Origin of the sequence: Pontibacillus halophilus JSM 076056 = DSM 19796, assembly GCF_000425205.1 — a bacterium.
Lineage (GTDB): Bacteria > Bacillota > Bacilli > Bacillales > BH030062 > Pontibacillus_A > Pontibacillus_A halophilus.
The window spans coordinates 38,601-58,885 of record NZ_AULI01000018.1; the positions used below are offsets into that span (position 1 = coordinate 38,601).

Sequence of the window (20,285 nt, forward strand, 5' to 3'; positions counted from 1 at the left end):
AATCTATACCATTATTGTGGATTTATTTTTTTGGTAGACCTTCATTCAAGAATAATCCAAAGAATCGGAATAAACTCAAAATTACTCTTCTGTATACTCCGCTTATTAATTGGATTTATTGGGTATATATGTTATATTCTGGTTTGTGAATCGGAGTTACAAGTCTATTTTTAATTGCTGGAGGGTAATAAATTGTATGTATGGAAAAGCAGAGGATTTCTTTTATGTAGTTTATTTCTAACATGCTTGCTTTTTGGTTTCGTTTTATTGGGCTTAGCAGATATTAATCAAGAAGTATTGGGTTGGATTTACCGTTTCATTGTTGTAATAGGAGTAATTTGTTTATTGCTAGGTTCATTGAGTTTGATTTCAAGTGACCGGGCGAAAAAAGTTAAATTAGCTGCAACCTTTGTAACCTTAATGAACATTGTGATTTTTTTATTCTTATTTTAAGTAAGATAGCAAACAATTATTCTTACTGCTCTTGCAAGGAGGGAACTAGTGAAAAGCTATAGTTTACTAAGTTACTTATCTCTGTTATTAAGTATATTAGCTATATTACCCTTCGTAGGAATTATGGCAGCCATTGTACCCTTTGTTCCTATATTAACCAACCTTTTAATTTTTTCTTCAATGATTTTTTCTTTAGTCCTAAGTATTCTCTCTATCAGAAAAGAAGATGAAAAAAACGCTCTTGCCATATTAGCTATATTAATTAATATTTCATATGGCTTATTCTATTTATTTGTAGCCATGATGGCTAGAATGGCTTAATATATCACAACCGTAACATTTATATAATATTAGTATTCTTTCAAAAAGATGGTCATCGCTTTTGTAGCGATGACCATCTTTTTGATCTTTAAATTAAAGTGGGCACCCATCTAAAAAATGGGCTTTATATCTGATACCTAATCCCATAGTAGTATCACCAGGGCAGGACGCGTTCCCATAACATCTAAGTAACGTGTCGTGACAGTCGCAAGGGTCACCGTTACCGGCCAGACAAGTATCATGATAATAACAACAAGCATCACATTGGTTTACAGATGGTCCACCACCAGCATCTCTTTGATAGCCACAATAAGAACCACAATAATTGTAAACCACGTCATCAAATTTACAACAAGGCTCCTTCCCAAAAGGTGGGTCTTCGAAGAAACATGCTCCAGCTGCAGTATCTTGCGTTGTTACAGTCTCATCTGATTTTCTAGCATCACTGAATTCCGCAATTTCACCCGGCTTACCATAACCATGTTCAATTTCACTAGAAACCTTAAGTTCCCCGTCCAAGTATTTTTCATGGATGAACGTATTTGTCCGTGGGTTGTATTCCCATAATTTTTCAGTGAATTCAATTGTATTATTATTGTGATCTTTAGCTTCAACTACTAAAATCTGAAGGTGCTCGTTAACATAATAATAGATAGTCACTAATTTTGCGAAGAGTTCCCCGTCTGTGACGAAATTTGTAACTGCCACAGTTGGTTCGATCTTTGCAGTAATATTTACTCTCATCTGAAGTATTTTGCTTTCCTGTAAATCACCAGTAAGATTCTTTGCCTCTTGAAGATTTGAAAACATACTAATAGACTGGTTCATCATCCATCCTCCTTTTAGTTTATAAATAATAAAGTGAATGAAGTTTCATTTCAGTAAAAAATAGCGTTGAATTTATGGTTATTTTCTATGATAAATCATGCCTAACCACACACTTTCGTATGAATTTGGCGACTAAAACTTTTAAAAAGGTTCATATCATTTATAACAAAAAGCCCGCTTACTCCTTATAGTAAGCGGGCTTTTTGTTATAAACAGTCATCACATATATGTGGAAACTCAATTACTCGTGCATCATCAAACATAGGGTTATTATGGGATTCTAGCACAAATGATTGTTCACAATCCTCGCATGTATTCGTGGTGTAGCAGTACTCCCCTTTTACGAAGAAACCACCGTTCGTTTTAACCTCATTCATCAGATTTACTTCTTTACTCATTCCGTTCACCGTTCCTTTCTGAGATTAGTTTTCTTGCATTGCTCGTTTATAGAAATGGTCAATAACTGATTCTCCAGCTTTATACGAACTCAGGTTTAAATAGAATTCCTCATCCAGATTCTGTTTTAAATGTGGCTTCTTAATTGCAACATCTTGCCCTTTCTTTGAGAGAACACCCTCAAAAATGCTCGGACAATAACCTGCATTTATTGTTCGTTCAAAATACGTGTTGATTAAGCGTCTCATGTTCTTCAAGTGATTGAGATAAAGGCTTCCTTTGTCGACCTTCATTTCTAAATAGCTTTCTACTTCCAGCAAGATTTCCATAGTTTTGATTGCATTTTCTGAGTTGATTCTTAGATCCATTAGATAATCCTCCAAATATTTATATAATGCCGTTTGTAGTCCCAACGATTGGTTTCTAAATCCTATGTGAGTATGGATAGACTTAAAAGACTAGCTCGACTTGTCCGTTTTCTCTTATGGATACCGGATTAAGCGGCTGGCTCACTTTAGTCACCAGGCTCATACCTCTTTGTTTAGCTTTGAAAATACTACTGGCCACTTTATTACCAATGGCTTTTATAACACCACCATCAACTGATTGCCCGAGCATTTCATACACTCGATTCACTGGTATTTGTTTCGAGAATTCAAACCAATCCGGAACATTCAGTATTCGTCTTATTTCGTTGATTGAAAGGAAGCGCCATTGCTTCTTATCTTCGCTTAATAGATAGCTATTAGAAGGGCAATGGCTTGTATAGCGACGGAGCAAACATTGTAAAGGTCCCTTCGTTTCTCTTGTTATAAATGTCTTCTCAAGTGAGCGGTTTCTAAATGCTTCTCGAGATTCAAAGGAAGCCATCCACTTCTCCATCGACTTCCATTCATGCTTTACTGATTTGTGGTCCAGATACTCTTTTAACTTTCGTCTTTTAGGTTTGGAAGGCAGTGAAGGAAACTCAAATTGATAAAAGACTTCCTCCGACTGACAAGCAACAGCATAGGTTCGGTTCCTCCTTGCTATAGATGAACCGAATTCATAGCTATCTATCTTTTTCTCAACCCAATAAGGAAACTTATCTTGTAGAGCTTCTTTCATATATTGATAGCCGCTTGATTCATAAAACCGCGGTACGTTCTCAAACACGATTACGGACGGTTCTGCAGCTCTTAACAAATCAACAGTACCTAATATTAGATTTTCAAATACATCCCCGTCCATGCGCCCCAAACTTGAATGTGAGTTGCATGGTAATGTACATAATGCTACATCCGCTTTTGCTACTTCGTTACAATCCCTCAGATCACCTACAAAGACGTAGCTATTCGGATAATTAAGCATCAGATTTTCAGCGCTGTCGTCCTCAAGCTCTATTTCCTGAACAGGTGTAAAGTATTGTGTATCTATAAAGCTGGCTGTACCAACTCCGGCTCCTGCTCCAATTGAAAGTAGCTTTAATCTTTCATCGCTCCGCTTATCTTCTCGAAGCTCGACCTCATCTTTAGAAAAGAGATTAAACTTCAGCGGACGAACGACTACTTGATGAAGCGTTCCCTTTTTAAATACACATACCTCTGCTTTCTCCTTTATGGAGATAATGGAAGTAAAACTGTCTCTTGCGGTGTCGATGAGTGGACGCTTTTCGCCACTGTGTTTGTTAATGCTGTAAGATACATGGATGGAGTGTGCTTCATAATCCTTTGTAAACGGTTGGTTCTGCAAAACGATTTCTCGCTCCTCCTCGTTAACGTGCACATAGACCTCATCTCCTACGCCCCAATTAGCAGCTTCACAGACCATGTGCCGAAAAAAGAGTCTCGGATTGTCTGATTTTTTGCCAATGCTATATACCTTCTTTAATTTTAATAACTGATTCATATATGCCCTCAATGAAACAAGTACAGGGAATGCCCCTCGATACTTGCTCCAATGAGGGGCTCCCTCCCTTGCTTAACTAATTTTGTTACTTCCTCGCCTTACCACTATCAATACAACGACAATTGGCTATTTTTATGGTGTTGTCTACCATCCTAATCATTAATTAACTAAAGAAAAATCCTTATGATCCCTTTTAAATAACTCAAAGGCCGTCTTACTTATTACCGTTCCCATGCCCAGCAAAGAGATAGGACATAACTCGTCAAGACGTGTTTCGTTTAATTCAGTAAGTACTTTCGTTAACTTAAATGGGTCCATCCAAGATACTGTTAATGACTCGACAGCATGAAAGCTAAGTGTTGCTTCATTCTTTTTGTACACCGAATACTCCTGGAGAGCATCAGGACCGAAAGAATTGTTTATTAGCAATAAGCTCCCAACCTCGAAGTATTGGAAAGGCAATTGCACCTTCTCTGTAATCTCTTTGGATACTTGCTCAACCGTAATCATAATGAATCCTCCTAAAAAACTGATTTATATATATAAAAAGAAGCCTATCTACGCTTAATTGGTAAATAGGCTTCTTGTTATAACACTTTTGGTATTTGGTTGTCAGGAAAAGGCGTGTATGCAGGCCATCCTACTTGTTGCATGTCATCATCCAGTTTTTCTAACGTTTTATAAGAAACAGGATATGTATTATTTATAAAAGGTTTAGCATGATTACATGGTACAAGAAAATCGTGCTTCCTAGAGATAAGTCTACCATCTATTACTTCCCCACCATGATTTGTATCAATAACCAAAATAATGGGGTGGTATAAACCATTGTTACAAAAGATAATTGCCTTCATATAGTGAATCCCTTCGCCAAAATTCTGAAGCGGTGGTATTTCTATTCCGGCTAATGTTCTTATGCAATTTAGTTCTTTCTGATATTGACCGTAAAAGACAGGCTTCTTCGTCGATAACATCTGCTGCATAGATTCATCTTTGTAATGATTTACTGTTTGAAATATGGTCCCATCCGGTAATTGTAATCCCAGAAGCGGCACCTCCCTAAGTTAACCTCCGTAAAAAGAGCCAAAAAAAACTCTTGTTATTGATTATTAAGCAAGAGCGTAGAGCTCGAGCAATCGAATCAACCCCAAGAGGTTATGACTATTACTACAGACCCGCTAACCTCAAGGAGAAGTTGCATAACAAAACAAGTAAAAAAAGAACTTATGTCTAAATAATACCATAGTTTGCTTCTTATTGGAAAGCATGTAGTCTTTTTATCATATATATTTTAATTACCACACCTCATTTAAAAGGGTCGGTAATAAAGCTAATATTGCCGTTTATTAGTAGAGTGTATTGCCCTACTCCTTGTTCATTTACATACCAACACATGAAGTTCCTAAGTCCCTCACTAGCTTTATGATTATGAAGCGGGTAGGGAGATGAATAAGTTCTCTCAGAAGCTGCAACTAATGAGAGCTCATTGGTATCTACGAACCGCTTTGGATTAGTATTGATAATCCAAGCTCCAAATTCGTTGTTTGGGGACACGTACCATAGCGCGTCCTCTCTGGTTGTTGGTATGTCTGGTTGTTGCGGGTATTTAGAATTCTTTATGTGCTTTTGACCTTGTATGCTGAAGAAGTAGTCTGAATCAACTGTAGCAGTAAACTCGTCTTCAACTATAGTGAACTCATAGTCATCACCTTCATCTTCAGTCAAATCATCACTCGCTTCATTCCAATAATCATTGTTACCTTGCAACCCTTCATCCGCTAAGTAAGAGTTACATCTTAAGGCCGTTTCAGGAATGGAGGTGTCTATTCCGTCAAATACACTACAGCGGTTTGTAAATAGGTCATATAAAACACAATTTGAACACGATCTTTCGATGTCATTCTCTTTAACACTTTTTTTATTATTAAAATCCACTTTGACTACATTGTTCACCGTTACCACTCCTCTCAGCTCTTAGATGAATCTAAAAACTGCTGGCATAACTAGCGAAAGTAAAGTCACAAAGCCCCCACCAATGAATAAGGAGCGGGACCACCTATGATGAGATGGTACCTCATGCATTCGATAGAAGAATCGAATAAATATTGCCACTAAGAACATTCCAATCGCAGTATGTATGCCTATTCCTTGTATGAAACTGATTAAATACTTTACAATCAGTTTAAATTGCATTACATCTTCTGTCAACATTAATATTGGAGCAATTCTTAGTAGTAACACTGTGATGAGAGTACCTATCATGGTTCCTCTGGCTCTTTTAGTCCACTGCGGATTCTTAAATGCAATGGCAAAACCCAATATAACAGCCGAAGTAACGAACATTATTGTAAGTATATCGAACGCTACTGTAAGTATACCTGGTATAGAGTTAACCATGTTTACCACATCGTCGCTAAAAGGATTCTGAGCAGAGGTATCCGGCCCCGTTGGAATTGTTGAGAAAGCCATTATTATCCCTCCGATCTATTTATGCTTGAAACGAACAATAGATTTGTCTGAACGAAGTTCCCCATCCACTACTGGCGCATCAATCTCAATTTGGAAGCAATCATGCTTAAGTTTGATGAATTGGTCAAATTCAGCTAGGTACTGATACTCCACACTTTTGTTGTACGCGTTGCTGCGCAGGATTTGATTAATCTTGGAAGCATTGACCGTTCCGCTTATAGCTAAGTGATACACTTTATACTGATGCACCTTAACCTTCATACAAGTGAGGTGCTTGGAGAATGGCACGATAAACTTCTCAAAGTAATGCTTCTTCACATACCCCTTCCAGCGCTGCCCTTTCTCGCTTTTATAGGATTCAGGAATTGCAATCTTAAATTCAAAGTTGATGTTTTGGTGGTCTATGTCTCCGTCTGGCATAACGTCAACTTCTATATGGCAACTTTCAGCTAGATTACTCAATGAGTCTATCCATGAAAGATTAGCGTAGAACAAGTTCTCTTTAAGATTCTCTAGAAACTCATCGTCATGGAAAATCCCAATCGGTCCTTCATCCATGATTGTAAGTTCCTTGTTATTTTTTATGATAGAGATTTTAGTACACCCATAAGAGCGGTTCTTCAATTTGCTTACAAAGTCTTCGATATAATTATCTGTAAATTTCATAGGTAATTATCCCCTTTCCGATTCACCTTAAAATAGTAACATAATATTTTTTACCTAGATAAAACAAAAGTCGAATATAGGCGAAATGTCATCGACATGATTCGACTTGGGGCGAAAGTTACACGTTCACATGGTACTTTTGACCCGTTTAAAGTAGCGAACAAAAGAGAATATAGCAAAATTCGACTTTTAATTAGGTTCACTGCTTTAAACGGGCCCCAACAACCTTTTTAGTTGTTGGACCCTGGCTAAACTTAACTACATCTGCTTGTGTTGTGCTCGAGATAGGTTTGATTACTCGTTGATTTCTTAATTAACGTACAAGAATTCAAGTACGTATCTTCTAAATATCTCTCTACATCAACGATTACTAACTCATTTACACCGATTAGGTCTTTCTTTTGACCTGCGTGTATCCAAGTGTCATCGGTTCCATCTGAGAACAGAACGTAATGTCCTTGTTTTTGCAAAGTGACTCCGTACCAAGTTTGATTACCATAATGCCTATCGCTAACAAGATGAGAAGCATATTCCTCAAACTCTTGTGGGATTTCAAATGCACTAAACTCGTACTTCGCTACATGTCCTGGTGCAGACTCTAAACCTTCAATCTCTAAACCTGCAGCATCGGTGTTTTCAACCATAAACTGAGGTTCCATGGTGTTACCAAACTCTTCATGGTTCTCAGTAGCGATTACGTCATCTAAGGAAGATAGGTATTCATTAAGATCATCCTCATAGTCCAGGAAGATTTCTGGTGAACTAGCTTGAGAAGATTCCTTGGTTTCTTTAGTGAAGTACAGAGGGAATTGCGCTTCTAGGTCTTTAACCTTCGTCTCTTCCCCTTGCAATTGCAACTTCTTGTGTAAAGTCACAACAATTTCCTCAAGGTGTTCACCGCTTCCAGCTACTTCTAGGTCTGATAGAGTGTCAATCTTCGTCTGTAGTCTGTCTATCTCTTGTTGGGCAGTAGGTGCTTCTGCTTCTTCAAAATCACCCGTCTCGTAAGGTAAGTTACTTACATATGCTTCAACCTCTTTAAGTAAGTCTTCAGTATCTGTACCTTCTATTTCCGAAACGTCCCTATGATAGTGTTTAGTTTCAGTTTGACTTCTGTACTCAACAGGTAACTTAAATGAACCATCGGTATTAAACCTACTAAAATCAGCGACGTGATTTTCCTCTTGCTGTTCTTCACCATTTTGTTGTTGAATCTCGGTGTTAGCCTTAATTGACTTCAAATAAGCTCTTCTTTCCTCAAGTTCAATGGATAATCCCATGTAATATTCATGAAAGAGGCTATAAGCCAACATGAAGTGTTTAAGTAGTTCTACTATGGATATCTCTATCATATTCGGTTGTTCCTCCTAAAAAATTGATTAAGCAAATAAATCAAAGCCTAGCTGACCATCTGATACTTTGCTCTTTTTCTTGCCTTTGGAATCATTACTTTGGACCACTTTAATTTCGGGCATAACAAAGTCGGATTTTCTAGGCTCTTCAATTAGGTGTTTTATGACTTGTCCATCAAAGGCAAAGTCAAAACCGAACGCCTGTATCATATCGACCTCTAATACGCCATTGTTAAATGTAAAACCATTAACCTTACCGCTTGCGATACGATTAACGATCCTTTCACTCTCTTTAACTAGTACGTTATAAGTAGGTTTGGACTCGAAGAATCCTTTGGCCCAAGATACTAATTGGTCTTTTTGGGTTGGGGCTTTCTTCTTTTTCTTACCGATGTTAGCCAATAACTCTCTGGCTCGGTCAGAAGTTTGAGCAGTCCATTCTTCCGTTGAACCTTTAAGCCCTTTCCCGCCTTCTTTAATCGAACGTATTAACATGGCTTGTAGATCTTCGCTATCGGCTCCTAACATGGCATTAATACCATCAGAAGAAGCTTCACCATTCATGGCTTGTGCAGCTTTATTCTTCTGTGCAATGATGTTAGCCATATATTCTTGGAACGTGTCTCGATAAGCGAGGTAATACAAGCGGCATTCTTCTGTTTGACCAATGCGCCATGCTCGTTTCGATGCCTGATTAATCGTATAAAGACTCCAACTAAATTGATAAAATATGAGTGTTGGTGTACATAACAGGTCCAACCCAACCTTTACTAGTTCTGCTGAACATATAATGACGTTATGCCCCTCATCCTCAACCTTTTTCCGTAACCATTGTGACCGTTTATTTGTAGCTACCGTAGAAGAATCTAGGATTGCAACCTTTGCCCCTTCTACTTGCTCACATATCTCTTTCAATCTTGGACGGACGTCGCGGTCTGCATTCGTAGAGCCAGTATCTTTCACATAAACGATTGAATTCCGACCTTCAGAGATCTCACCAGTTAAAAGCTTTTGTAGTTCCGCTTCTTTTGGTGATACATATGAATCTGCACTTATATGATCAGGCTCCCAAATGGTCTGTCTTTCTCCATCATCATCCAACTTCATCTTCACAGTTGGATAAGAGTAAGGATTATCAGGATAGCTTATGCCCGTTTCGGTGTAAGGCAGATACAATTTATAGCCCTTTTCATGAGAATTAATTATACTTTCAAACGAAGAAGCCATGGTTTTGTAAGCCTCTCGAATGGGTTCGTCCATATCCACTAGGATGGTAGGTACGTTTACGAGTTCTACCGGATCTGGCCAAACATCTTTCAACCGTACGAGTACAGTGTTTTGTAACAAGAACTTACCGAACACAAACGCCGATATACCAGGCTTAACCTTTTGTGTCCGCTTTGTTCCCCCTCTTGATTGTTTGTTGGAATATTCGCTTGAGTCTTGTTGCTCGTAAACTGTTGTCTCGATGTTGCCAAACTCGTGATTCCACTTGGAGACTTCTGAGAATTTATATCCTGCCTTTACCATCTCATATGGAAAAAGACGCCAGAGAAGGTAATAGACATCTTCCGCTGCACCACCAAACAAGGTTCCAGTACCTGCTATCACTTTGTTTACTGAAGAGGCTAATGAGCCTAAACTGTTCCCTTGAGCGGTCATACCACCTTTGAGCTCGTGCACTTCATCGACAATGGCTACGTCAAAAAAGCCTTTCATTTTTCTACGAATGTACTCGATGGCAGCTATACGACGTGGTTCACCTTTCTTTGATGGCGGATCCTCTTGGCTTAGTTGAACTTGCCTAGCCAAATCAGGGTTTCGTTGCTTGATAGCGTGCATGAGCTTTTTCTCATGTTTTGTCCATTCCTTAAAGGATGAATAACGAGTTGGTGATTTCTTAGTCCAAAGCGACTCTCCGCACTCGCTACAAAAGGCATTGGCTGGCTTCTGACTATTATGTAGACGTCTTCCGCTTCCAAATTCACCTTCTATCATCACCCGCTTTTCAATGACCTCTTCTTCTTCACCGTTGTCGTTCATAACAATCCTCTTGTCTTCTACTACTTCGTGGGCTTCTCCACATTTAGGGCAGTAGTATCCATAACGATATGCAGGTAGTTCTTCCTTTACCTGTTTAGTAGTCTTTTTGTAAGAAAAGTCTACTACCGGCTTGGTCGCACAATCATTACGCATGGTTGTAAAGCTGACGACAAAGAAAGTCGGAATGGTAGGTTTTGGTCGTCCCTCGGCTATCCATCGTGTATGGTAATCAATTAATTCCTTTGTATTCTTAATGAAGATGACCTTTGATTTCCCTTTAGGAAGGAGATCATAAATCTCTTCAGTAGCCCATTTTTGAGTTAAGCTTGGTGGGACCATTAGGATACTATGAAACCCTGTTTTCCCCTTCATTTTTGCCCAACCATCAGCAATAGCGGTCATCATTTTGCTTTTTCCGCTACTCATCTCTCCTTGCAAGATTACAGATTTCTGGTGTTGTAGTCTCTTAGAGATAGCGGTTGAAACATGGTTTTGAACAGGAAAGAGTTCCATATTGTAAGAATCAAAGTATTCATAGGTTGGATCTTTAAGCGGATCATGTTCAGGGACAATCTTAGTTGAAAGTTTTTCTACCATTGATTGGTTGAATTCCAACATGTAATCCGTTAGATTATCTATTTCTTCTAGCCGATTTCCTGTACCGCTTCTAGGAAACTCTAATCGGTTTGTTTGGATTAAGTCGGATACAAGCTCATCGGCTTGCTCTTCTTCCATAGCCAACTCAAACAGCGACATGCCATTTGGAAAGAGTCCCTTGTCATAGTAATAGGGAACGTCTTTTATATAACCGCGGCTCCAACATTCTTTATAGATTTCTTCTTTCCAGTTATCTTGTATAGGAAGTCCATAACGCGAACCCTGCATGACGTTTAAGAGCTCATTAGCTGGGTTTCCTTCAAATGAAAGGATGTATCTCCCTTTGACCAAAATGTCATCGTGTACAATGGCAATTACCTTCTTGCTGCCAACCTTCATCGGGAAGGAAGTATAGGCTCCTTTTTCAGAGAACATATCAAAGTGTTTCTGAAATTGATAACCTGTCAACTCTTTCTTACCTTCACCAAACTTTAATGCGTTCCACCCCGAATCAATCGTGGTTTTAATAGATTGTATAGTAGCATCGGCACCACCAATCAAAGCATATAATAGTTTATGACGGTCCCATCTATCAGTCTCCACCGCTAACCCAAAACATAATGCTTGATGCCAGGCGCTATCGGGTACGTAGCAATCAATCATCGCTGGCGTGTCTTCAGTCTCTTGGAAATTGAATAATTGTTTGTTGTTCATAAAAGTCCTATCTACTTTACAGAAAAGGGGATCACCCCTATTCCATAAAGAAGAATAGGAGTTCACCTCCTAGAAGTAATTCGATAGTTGTATTTTGTGTAACCTTTCAAGAGATTACTTAGTGCATAAGTACACCCCTTCCAAATGATTTATCTATATAAAAAAACGAGAATATAGACGTGTCGCGCCAAACTCTCGTTTTATTGCCTTGCTTATAGGTTTTTTGAACACAAAAAAGCCTACAGGATTGGTAAGTGAACACAATAGAATGTGCTAAGACTTACAACCCCATAGGCTGTGTAATTCATAATAGTAAATAACCTGCTAATTCATTAAACTGAATTGCTAATCATAATGGTAAAAGAAAATCTTTCCTCTTGATTATAGTCGATTATGTCTAGAATGACAAATGAATAAAAATTATAAGGGTATATTTCTCCTGACTGGATTAATCTATTATTTAGCTAAAAATAAGACCTATCCCAAAGGGGATAAGTCTTGTATCTGTTAACTGTTATAACTTATTAATAATAGAACGGTTTTTATTAGGCTCCTCATATCTTATCCCACCTTCTACTTCCCTTTTTTTCGAACTTTTCCAGCATCACTTCTTTTAGCTCTCCATCTACCATCATTGTTTTTGGTTCTAACTTCTCCCTTAGTGGGGCCACTTTTTACAATAGGTCCTTTAGTATCTCTTGGGCTTGGCATACCAACTCTCCTCCCTCAGTCATGTCTATTTGCTTACGCCTTTATGACTATAAAAGTTTCATTATATTGAAAATAAAAAATTGTATTATCCCATCTATAGTTGTTAGTTAATTTAAACGACTAATAGAAAAGTTAGAGCGAAGGTTAGAGCGATGATATATAACAAAGGAGAGGTATAGCTCCCTGGCTAGACCTCTCCTATTTTAGGGTAATACAACTCATTATTTAAAATAGACTCATTTGCCCTTCCTCCCCCATCTCATACACAAGATCTTCTTCTCGGATATTTACAGAAGGAGATGCAGCAGGCCTTAGCTTTCTTTCTTTTACAGTTGGAAAGCTATTTTCTACACGTGCGAATAGGTTATCGAAGTACAAAGAGATTCGTGCAATATACTCATCATGGTTGGGATACTCCGGGCCTGAATAAGCTGATTTCATGAAACTCGAGCGAATCCCCTTATGCCATAAGTAAAGCTCATAGGAACGAGCGAATACTTCTGTGGGTTGTAAAAAGTAACTCGCATTAAACTTGGTCTTCCCATTCCATAATTCCTTGAAATCACTACCTGCAGGTAGATCATCTACCGTTTGTTGTACTTTACGACTGTACATTTCAATGATTGGACGGAATTCTAATGCTTCAGAAACCGTTGAATGACTAGACTCCGATATCGTGTAATCGAGTTGATGCCCTAGTTCATGACAAAAACTATCAGGATGTTCGCGGTCAATAATCGTTGCATTAGCATGAGGATAAAACACTCCCGCTGCTTTTAAATTACCTAACCGCTTAATCCTGAAGCTCCCCTCTGAATACGGGATAAACACTTCTCTAGACAGCTTCTTAAACTCATCCTCTAAATCTTCAAATGTATAAATAGAGGTACGTTCTTCTTCTGTAAGATCAGTATCATATAAGTCAGAGCGGAATAACACCTCATTGTCCAATTCAACGTAAGAATACTTACTCTTGAAGGCATTATTGGTCATAGCGGTCTTATGCTTATTACTAATTTGCTTCTTGGTTTGAAAGCTTCTTGCGTAATCCGTGCGTGATTCTAGTTGCTTTTCGGTTTTTTGTTTTACGTGTTCGTACTGATGTATGAACTCTGAAATCACAATATCTTTTAGTACTGGGCTATCAATATGATATGAGATTTCATCCTCCATATAAAAGTTTTTTTCGTAGCTATCAAGCCACTTAGCTTTTACTGAATTCTCATACGTCGAAAGGTTATACTTTTCAACATAATACAGGAAGTCTTTAGCGAAATCTTCTGATGAAGGGATATATAGAACATTACCATCATCAGTTGTTGCCATAGATGATTGCTTCCTCAATAACTTCTTCACTAATAAATATTGAATTGTTTCAACATTAGCAGCAACAAACTTAACTAGAGAGTTATCTAGAAACACAGTGGTCAGCAAGGTTGCGAGGTCGAACACTCTACGCGATTCATAGCCAACGTTGCGTAAAAATCTCAGGTTGCCATGCTTTTTAGCATTGATAGGGGCAAGTAATAAAGATAGCCCGGTAAACTCCCTGCCCTTCTTATCTTCGTAACATATCTCCATTGGAAGATACTCATTTGCTAGTTCTTTAGCATGTGGAATATCTAAGGTTTTTAACTTATTTGCACATGCAGTAATAAGTTGGATTTTAGGTATGTCGTTATATTTACCCTCGCTCATATCCTCGGTAATCGATATCTTGGAAGGTCCGAAAGAGATCTCTTCAGTGAACTCCTTCAGTTGTTCCATATCCATCTTCACAATCAACTTCTTCATCTTTCTCTTTACTGTTGAGACGAGTTTAGACGATAATTCTTCATCATCAGATTTTAGTCTGGTGTTGCTGAGCAAATCGCTCATTCTTACGGCTAACCCCGCTTCTTCCATATTGTCGTTTAGCAATTGTTTTTTCGATACGGTCGTTATTCGTTTACTCATAATATATCTCTCCCTATTTTTGAATTAAAAAAGCCCATCAAAGACTGAGCTTTAATGGGCACCATTTCGTTTACACGTATTTTTTGATTATGCCTTGAGGGGTTATAACCTTTACAGATACAGACCGGATAGTACGTTCGACTGTCTTCTTGGTTTTGGACCCGCTCTCATGCACTTTAGTTTCTTCCTCACGCTTAGTGGACACGTTCTCTAGTCCTTGTACTAAATGATAAGATTCTCCTTCTCCTAGCTCTCCTGTAATAGCACCTGCAGCAAGTAAAAGAGCGAGTTGCCCCTCGTTTTGAGGTAGTATTGGATTACCACCAATCTCGAGTCGTTTAACCTTACTACGTTCTCGGAAGGCAGCAAAACCTTTGCTCTTTAGAATCCCCTTAAAGTAGTCCTCCTTCTTCTCCAGACGGCTATAAAACGTCTTCACGGAAGGATTACCACTATGGACTTCCCAATACTTGCGCCCTACTAACTGGCTTATGGTAGAGACATTCTTCTTTACAAAGTCTTCGGAATCCATATTAGACAAGAAGCTAAAGAGTTTCTCGTTACTCTCAACAACATTCCCCTTTTTACGGCCTATAAAGATACATTGCTTAAACCGCTCATAGCAATCCGCTTCATCAGTGAATCGCATTACTCCAACATCCTCAAAGTATGAAGATAAGTATCTCGCAATTTTCGGATTGGAAAAGCGGTAGGATGGAATAATGTATATTAGAAGGCCACCTTTCTCAAGCTTTCTGCAGTTACGCTGTAACTCATCTAACTCCTTCCGACTTGCTTCTTTATCGTCATAAGACTTGATAGAAAAGTCATAAGGTGGGTTTAGAAAGAGCAGCTGAAACGATTCGTTTGAAATCACCATTGATTCAATGGGTGACTGTACAGCTACGTTAAGAGCCTTCTGAGCTTCGCTGGCGCGATTCTTATCCAACTCCACACCATACGTAGATACTCCATCATGGCCATCAGCGAGTTGAGATAGGATCGCTCCTTCACCACACGTTGGGTCCAGCCAGGCACCTTCATCCTTAACATCTAGCAATTGTCTAAGATGCTCTCCTTGTATATGAGGTGTCGGGTAGTATCCTGCCAACAATTTGTTTCCTAAATTAGACATTTCAATTCCTCCGTATTTTCATAGATTAATAAAAAAAGGTGTTTCCCAGGAGGGAGACACCTTTTAAGTCATGTGTATTTTTTATTGCTCTCCAAAATCTTATTGGACTTTAGAATGGTAAATCATCATCCGAAATATCAATAGGTTCACCACTATCATGGAATGGATCGCGTGATGAGCTATTATTGGGTGAGTTATGATTTTGATTCTGGTTAGAGCTCGGTCCTTGAGAAACTTGTCCATTACCATTTCCAGAATTAGAACTTTTTGATTCTAGGAATTGAACGCTATCAGCAACAACTTCTGTTACAAATACACGTTTGCCTTCCGAATTATCAAAGCTTCTGCTTTGAAGACGTCCATCTACACCAACTAAGCTACCTTTCTTCATAAAGTTAGCTAGGTTTTCAGCGGCACGACGCCAAACAACGCAATTAAGGAAATCAGCATCTTGTCCTCCTTGTGAATTAAAAGGACGATTTACGGCTATCGTGAAGTTAGCAACGGCAACTCCATTTGGTGTATAGCGTAAATCCGGGTCCTTAGTTAGTCTTCCTACTAGTACAGTTCTGTTTAACATATGAATCCACCTCTCAATTTTTAATTAACAGTTCCATCTTTCCATTCCTAATCCAATTAGTCTATATCGAAGAAATAGCTAATTAACGCATCTTTCATTTTGGAGCACTTTTCCTGCCAGGTTCTACATATCCCAAGATCAGTACTGATATGGAAAGTGTTTTCCCCTCGGAAATTCCAATACACCTTTTCACCATGTCTACGTTCAGCAGCTTCTACAAACATAAGTGCTCGTTTTAAGGCTCTTTTGTCATCGCGTGTGCGACAATCGAATTGTTCTACAGCCCCGGTGGACGGTATCCGAACCTCAACAAACTTTCTTCTTTTGTGTAGAGCTCCTTCCCCTTTAATGTGAATATCCCTTTTTGTAAGTGTTGACATATCCATGCCCTCCTAAAAAATTGATTAGCCGAATTATTGTTGAAAACAAAAAAAACGACCTATTAGGAGCGATTAGTGAAGTTAGACCACAACATAAACATGTCGTGTTCAAATCTCATCAGTAATCAACCCTAATAGGTCGTTTTAGTTCATTTGTATAATTGGCCCGCTAGCTTTTATAAGCTGCTAATACAAAATATAAATCAAAAATCTATAATTCTATTATATATTAAAACAATTCGTTCTACAATATTAAACCAAAAGAGTTAAGAGCAAGTAGTGTTTCTACTACTTACTCTCCAACCATACCATCTCCATCGCGATCGTCCATATATTTATATAGCCAATGGTCACTCAAGATGGGCATACTGAAACCAGCATCTTTTGCTTCTTGAATTGTCACCTGTCCATTACCGTTAGTATCAATGCTAGAGATATCACCATTGGTGTCACTGTTTGTATCCGAAGATTCATTCTCATTGTCCGTTAAACCAAGTGATTCGTTTGTTTCATCAGGGTTCACATTATCAAATGTATCAATGATTTCGTTGCCCTTTATTGTATAAGTGTACTGATAACTGGAAGGAATCTGTGTTTCCGTATCAGGATATGTGATAATCGCTTCAAAATTTGTCGCTCCTCCTGCGCTACGGATACTGTCTTCCATATAAGCTTGGTCACCATGTCGGTTTAGCGTACTCTCTTGCGGAGTGATGTTATAAGCATTTGATACGCCACCAAGAGAATCAGCAATTACATGTCCTTCATCTAATACGTCACTTTCAACACCAGGAACCTTTGCTTCATCCGAGTAGTATCTACCGGACGATAATACGGGTTCATTACTGTCATCTTGTAAGATGATTTCGTCTGCAATGACACGTATTAGCTGTCCGTGCTCATTCGTAAATCCCCAATAGTCACGTTCACCATAACCAATGTCAACGGCAGCGTTAGCTATACGATTTCCGGACAGATCACCGCCATCGACTTCAATAATATTGTAACCTGAGAACTGTTCATCGTTTGTTTCAGTTGGTGTTTCCTCTACTGCTACTTCTACTTCATCTTCATCAATAACCGCAGCGGTAGCTTCTTCCTTTTCACTATCCTCATTAACATCATCTGTAGTTTCTTCTTCCTTTTCGCTATCCTCATTAGTATTAGCTGTGGTTTCTTCCTCTGGATTTGTTTCTTTATCTGCATTGGACGCATCTTCTGCGTCGGTACAACCAACCATGAATATGATTGTTAATAGCAGAATTAAATAGTTCATTTTCTTTTTCAAATTAGGACTCTCCCCTATCTCTTAGTTGAATAACTCAATCACTTTCTCAATAAGTACATTTTACCACATAATGTTATAATTTCTTATAGGATGATTTTATGTGTCTGAACCGAATAGTTTTCAAATAATATAAAGGAGTGTACTAACATGGTTCAAGAGAATAAGGGAAAGAATATGGTAGTAATTAACTTATGGTTTAGTCCGTGGGAAAAAGAAAATTATATTAATTTATATAAAAAAATGCTAGATACTTACAATGAAACAAACAAATTAATGTATAGTAACATAAGAGAACGCTTTAACAAATACCGAGAAGATGTGTTGAATGAATATTTGTCTCTTTATAACCCAGAAGATATTGATTACGACGACGTTGGTAGTTTGGCATTCGATAGATTGGAGCATGATTACTTAATGGAATACCAATATCATTTTTCATCTATTGTTAACTTATATCATGTCTTTGAACAACATATACGAAAGCTTTTATACAAAGAGATAAATCATAAATTTAATCCAGTGGAAACCAAAGAGAGCATGCCTAAATTTGCCACTAGATTTGATCGTATAGAAAAACTTTTAAATTTATTAGATTATCCTCTAAGTACAACACCTTCTTGGTCTAAAATAAATGAGCTTAACAAATTAACTAACACCTATAAACACGGGGATGGGAATTCAGCTACGAGTCTTTATAATATAAATAAAAGTATCTTTATGAATGAGGCTACGCGTAATTTCTATTATAAAGAAGTAACAAATGAGGGAGAAGAATTGTACGTGAAGTCTCTCGATGAAGAGGAACTTCAGGAATTCAGAAGAGAAGAAAAAATATTGTTAATGAAAAAAGAATTAAACACCGCCACAGGGATTATTCTTAGGAAGGATAAAACAGAATTTAAAGACTACTTAGAAGCAATTATCGAATTCTGGGAAAGTTTCCCTGAGCATTTCAATGCTGAAATAGAAGTCTAATAAAAACTTCCATTTCTAATCATCGTTTTTTAGTGGATGATTCCTTACTTAAATAGTGAGCACAAATAAAAAAGCGACAGGATTATCTATAGATATCCTGTCGCTTTTAATGTAATGTATCCTTCTAAAAAATTGATTGTAAGTTACTTGCGTGGTAAGTGGTTAAAAGGCATTGATAAAAGCACTTGTTTAGCTGTATGAGGATTCATTCTCTCAATTATACTAAACGCTTTAAAGCAATCCTTTTCAATCTGATGTTCGTCCTTGTTGGTCTTATCTAGCAACGCGACGATTTTCAAGTAAACCTTACGACTATTTACCTTCGTGTTTATGTTCATCCTACTTCACCAACGCTTTTAATGCTGCTGAGGGTTTTTTCCACTGAAACGATATCAACATGTTCACCCTTAGCATCGCGACATAATCCTTTTGCATGGGCTAAGTCTACTGCATGAACATACATATCATAAGTAAGACCTTTCTGTAGATACTTCACTAGATATGTGTACTTCTGAGGGTAGGAGATACCTTCAAATACTTCTTTTATGGGTAGGACACCTGTTACATTATCCTGGGTCATGATATAGATAGGAAGTGCTGTATCGTCTCTTGTGACCACTATACAAGCGGGCTGCCCCAGTATGATGTTAAATGGATAAATCTTGCCTTCAGCAATGATTCTTCCATTCTTCAAGATTAAGGTATCCGTTAATTCAAATGTATCTTCCCCTACTAAGAATGATATTGGATGGCTAACTCTTCTCATATCACATATTCCTCCTTGTCCTCTTCAATAATAGAAAAGAGATCATAAGTACTGGGAGTAATGTCTTCCCTCAACTTATCGATCTCTTTTAAACATTCAACCATTTTTAAATTTTTCTTTCGTTTAGGTCGCACCTGCAAGTTAACATGGTCCGGTACAACGACAATGCCGATGGAATCCTTACGAAAAATCCCTCTTGTATCAATTGTTTCAATGGATCTCCATTTGTAGAGTTCTTTTATCCATTCATGTTGTGTACGCTCCCCTAACGGTAATTCATACTCTATGCCTTTTACTTGGGGCTTGTAGCTGTTTAAAGCCATATCAAACAAGAAAAGCCCTCCATCCATGCTTCCATTAAATGACACGCGGTATCCATGAGTGGAATCAGATTCATTTTGATTGGTAAATGGACATATCTTAAATTCGTGGCCATCTGCCTTCCATACAAGTACTCCCTTTTCATTTCTAAAGTGCATACCTCTAAGGTGAATACATAATTCACTAAAAGAAACGGGTAGGAAACAAGTAATTTTGTACATTAACAATCCCTCCAAATTAGGTTTCTTAAGTAAAACTACTCATGTTTGAGTTAAGAAGGATGGTTAAAACAATAAAAAAACCTCTGCAGTCATTGATAACACGTACACGTAGTACGAGAATCATAACCGCAGAGGTTATATATATATATGTCTTATTGTTAATTAACCAGCTAATCTCAAATGAAGATTGCAAACAAAAGTAAAATATACTTAATATAGATATATT

General features: G+C 37.9%; 21 protein-coding genes. 3 read left to right on the forward strand and 18 right to left on the reverse strand.

All coding sequences use genetic code 11. From position 1 onward, the window contains the following. Positions 1–192 precede the first annotated feature (192 nt). Together H513_RS0115415 and H513_RS0115420 are read left to right on the forward strand one after the other, a co-directional pair. Positions 193–453, forward strand: a complete 261-nt coding sequence (locus H513_RS0115415) for a hypothetical protein (RefSeq protein ID WP_026801534.1) — start codon at positions 193–195, stop codon at positions 451–453. Between the two features lie 48 nt (positions 454–501). Next, complete coding sequence (locus tag H513_RS0115420) at positions 502–774, forward strand: hypothetical protein (RefSeq protein ID WP_026801535.1); 273 nt, start codon at positions 502–504, stop codon at positions 772–774. A 93-nt stretch (positions 775–867) separates the two neighbouring features. Here the strand turns inward: H513_RS0115420 and H513_RS0115425 are convergent, their stop codons facing one another. From H513_RS0115425 to H513_RS0115500, 16 genes are all read right to left on the reverse strand, one after another. Further along, positions 868–1,602 (reverse strand): phospholipase A2 family protein, encoded by a 735-nt coding sequence (locus H513_RS0115425; protein WP_026801536.1) that lies wholly within the window; start codon positions 1,600–1,602, stop codon positions 868–870. 422 nt (positions 1,603–2,024) lie between these two features. Next, the gene (locus H513_RS0115430; protein ID WP_026801537.1) at positions 2,025–2,366 is read right to left on the reverse strand and encodes a hypothetical protein; all 342 of its coding nucleotides are present in this window, start codon (positions 2,364–2,366) and stop codon (positions 2,025–2,027) included. Positions 2,367–2,448: 82 nt separating this feature from the next. Then, positions 2,449–3,885: a DNA cytosine methyltransferase gene (locus tag H513_RS0115435; protein ID WP_036803256.1), complete on the reverse strand. Its 1,437-nt coding sequence runs from the start codon at positions 3,883–3,885 to the stop codon at positions 2,449–2,451. A 159-nt stretch (positions 3,886–4,044) separates the two neighbouring features. Beyond that, positions 4,045–4,395, reverse strand: coding sequence for a hypothetical protein (locus tag H513_RS0115440; RefSeq protein WP_026801539.1), 351 nt, complete (start codon positions 4,393–4,395; stop codon positions 4,045–4,047). Between the two features lie 77 nt (positions 4,396–4,472). After that, positions 4,473–4,940, reverse strand: coding sequence for a hypothetical protein (locus H513_RS0115445; protein ID WP_026801540.1), 468 nt, complete (start codon positions 4,938–4,940; stop codon positions 4,473–4,475). Positions 4,941–5,190: 250 nt separating this feature from the next. Continuing rightward, entirely contained in the window at positions 5,191–5,838 is a 648-nt protein-coding gene (locus H513_RS20995) for a hypothetical protein (RefSeq protein WP_051240066.1), read from the reverse strand. 21 nt (positions 5,839–5,859) lie between these two features. Next, a complete protein-coding gene (locus H513_RS0115455) occupies positions 5,860–6,354 on the reverse strand; it encodes a hypothetical protein (RefSeq protein WP_026801541.1) in 495 nt (164 codons plus the stop codon). A gap of 15 nt (positions 6,355–6,369) precedes the next feature. Next, positions 6,370–7,020 (reverse strand): hypothetical protein, encoded by a 651-nt coding sequence (locus H513_RS0115460; protein ID WP_026801542.1) that lies wholly within the window; start codon positions 7,018–7,020, stop codon positions 6,370–6,372. Between the two features lie 254 nt (positions 7,021–7,274). Continuing rightward, complete coding sequence (locus tag H513_RS0115465; RefSeq protein WP_026801543.1) at positions 7,275–8,372, reverse strand: hypothetical protein; 1,098 nt, start codon at positions 8,370–8,372, stop codon at positions 7,275–7,277. A 27-nt stretch (positions 8,373–8,399) separates the two neighbouring features. Beyond that, on the reverse strand, positions 8,400–11,726 hold the full coding sequence (locus H513_RS0115470) for a helicase-related protein (RefSeq protein WP_026801544.1): 3,327 nt from the start codon (positions 11,724–11,726) through the stop codon (positions 8,400–8,402). A 573-nt stretch (positions 11,727–12,299) separates the two neighbouring features. Further along, positions 12,300–12,437 carry a hypothetical protein gene (locus tag H513_RS21930; RefSeq protein WP_169449940.1) on the reverse strand — a complete coding sequence of 46 codons (138 nt, stop codon included), beginning with the start codon at positions 12,435–12,437 and terminating at the stop codon, positions 12,300–12,302. 225 nt (positions 12,438–12,662) lie between these two features. After that, entirely contained in the window at positions 12,663–14,393 is a 1,731-nt protein-coding gene (locus H513_RS0115480; protein ID WP_026801545.1) for a hypothetical protein, read from the reverse strand. 70 nt (positions 14,394–14,463) lie between these two features. Then, complete coding sequence (locus H513_RS20430) at positions 14,464–15,528, reverse strand: DUF6094 domain-containing protein (protein ID WP_026801546.1); 1,065 nt, start codon at positions 15,526–15,528, stop codon at positions 14,464–14,466. 109 nt (positions 15,529–15,637) lie between these two features. Then, positions 15,638–16,108, reverse strand: coding sequence for a single-stranded DNA-binding protein (gene ssb / locus H513_RS0115490; protein ID WP_026801547.1), 471 nt, complete (start codon positions 16,106–16,108; stop codon positions 15,638–15,640). 56 nt (positions 16,109–16,164) lie between these two features. Continuing rightward, a complete protein-coding gene (locus H513_RS0115495; RefSeq protein WP_026801548.1) occupies positions 16,165–16,488 on the reverse strand; it encodes a DUF6018 family natural product bioysynthesis protein in 324 nt (107 codons plus the stop codon). Positions 16,489–16,780: 292 nt separating this feature from the next. Beyond that, positions 16,781–17,776 (reverse strand): DNA/RNA non-specific endonuclease, encoded by a 996-nt coding sequence (locus H513_RS0115500; RefSeq protein WP_026801549.1) that lies wholly within the window; start codon positions 17,774–17,776, stop codon positions 16,781–16,783. A gap of 147 nt (positions 17,777–17,923) precedes the next feature. On the opposite strand from H513_RS0115500, the gene H513_RS0115505 reads away from it, so the two are divergent. Further along, a complete protein-coding gene (locus tag H513_RS0115505; RefSeq protein ID WP_026801550.1) occupies positions 17,924–18,751 on the forward strand; it encodes a hypothetical protein in 828 nt (275 codons plus the stop codon). A 334-nt stretch (positions 18,752–19,085) separates the two neighbouring features. On the opposite strand, the gene H513_RS0115515 is transcribed toward H513_RS0115505, so the two are convergent. Then, positions 19,086–19,517, reverse strand: coding sequence for a hypothetical protein (locus H513_RS0115515; RefSeq protein WP_026801552.1), 432 nt, complete (start codon positions 19,515–19,517; stop codon positions 19,086–19,088). Continuing rightward, on the reverse strand, positions 19,514–20,059 hold the full coding sequence (locus H513_RS0115520) for a hypothetical protein (RefSeq protein ID WP_026801553.1): 546 nt from the start codon (positions 20,057–20,059) through the stop codon (positions 19,514–19,516). Before H513_RS0115520 ends, H513_RS0115515 begins: the two co-directional genes overlap by 4 nt. Positions 20,060–20,285: the final 226 nt, after the last annotated feature.

Coding starts and splice junctions, on each gene's coding strand:
- H513_RS0115425 (WP_026801536.1), bottom strand. CDS start 1,602: ATGAACCAGTCTATTAGTATGTTTTCAAATCTTCAAGAGGCAAAGAAT.
- H513_RS0115430 (WP_026801537.1), bottom strand. CDS start 2,366: ATGGATCTAAGAATCAACTCAGAAAATGCAATCAAAACTATGGAAATC.
- H513_RS0115435 (WP_036803256.1), bottom strand. CDS start 3,885: ATGAATCAGTTATTAAAATTAAAGAAGGTATATAGCATTGGCAAAAAA.
- H513_RS0115440 (WP_026801539.1), bottom strand. CDS start 4,395: ATGATTACGGTTGAGCAAGTATCCAAAGAGATTACAGAGAAGGTGCAA.
- H513_RS0115455 (WP_026801541.1), bottom strand. CDS start 6,354: ATGGCTTTCTCAACAATTCCAACGGGGCCGGATACCTCTGCTCAGAAT.
- H513_RS0115460 (WP_026801542.1), bottom strand. CDS start 7,020: ATGAAATTTACAGATAATTATATCGAAGACTTTGTAAGCAAATTGAAG.
- H513_RS0115465 (WP_026801543.1), bottom strand. CDS start 8,372: ATGATAGAGATATCCATAGTAGAACTACTTAAACACTTCATGTTGGCT.
- H513_RS0115470 (WP_026801544.1), bottom strand. CDS start 11,726: ATGAACAACAAACAATTATTCAATTTCCAAGAGACTGAAGACACGCCA.
- H513_RS21930 (WP_169449940.1), bottom strand. CDS start 12,437: ATGCCAAGCCCAAGAGATACTAAAGGACCTATTGTAAAAAGTGGCCCC.
- H513_RS0115480 (WP_026801545.1), bottom strand. CDS start 14,393: ATGAGTAAACGAATAACGACCGTATCGAAAAAACAATTGCTAAACGAC.
- H513_RS20430 (WP_026801546.1), bottom strand. CDS start 15,528: ATGTCTAATTTAGGAAACAAATTGTTGGCAGGATACTACCCGACACCT.
- ssb (WP_026801547.1), bottom strand. CDS start 16,108: ATGTTAAACAGAACTGTACTAGTAGGAAGACTAACTAAGGACCCGGAT.
- H513_RS0115495 (WP_026801548.1), bottom strand. CDS start 16,488: ATGTCAACACTTACAAAAAGGGATATTCACATTAAAGGGGAAGGAGCT.
- H513_RS0115505 (WP_026801550.1), top strand. CDS start 17,924: ATGGTTCAAGAGAATAAGGGAAAGAATATGGTAGTAATTAACTTATGG.
- H513_RS0115515 (WP_026801552.1), bottom strand. CDS start 19,517: ATGAGAAGAGTTAGCCATCCAATATCATTCTTAGTAGGGGAAGATACA.
- H513_RS0115520 (WP_026801553.1), bottom strand. CDS start 20,059: ATGTACAAAATTACTTGTTTCCTACCCGTTTCTTTTAGTGAATTATGT.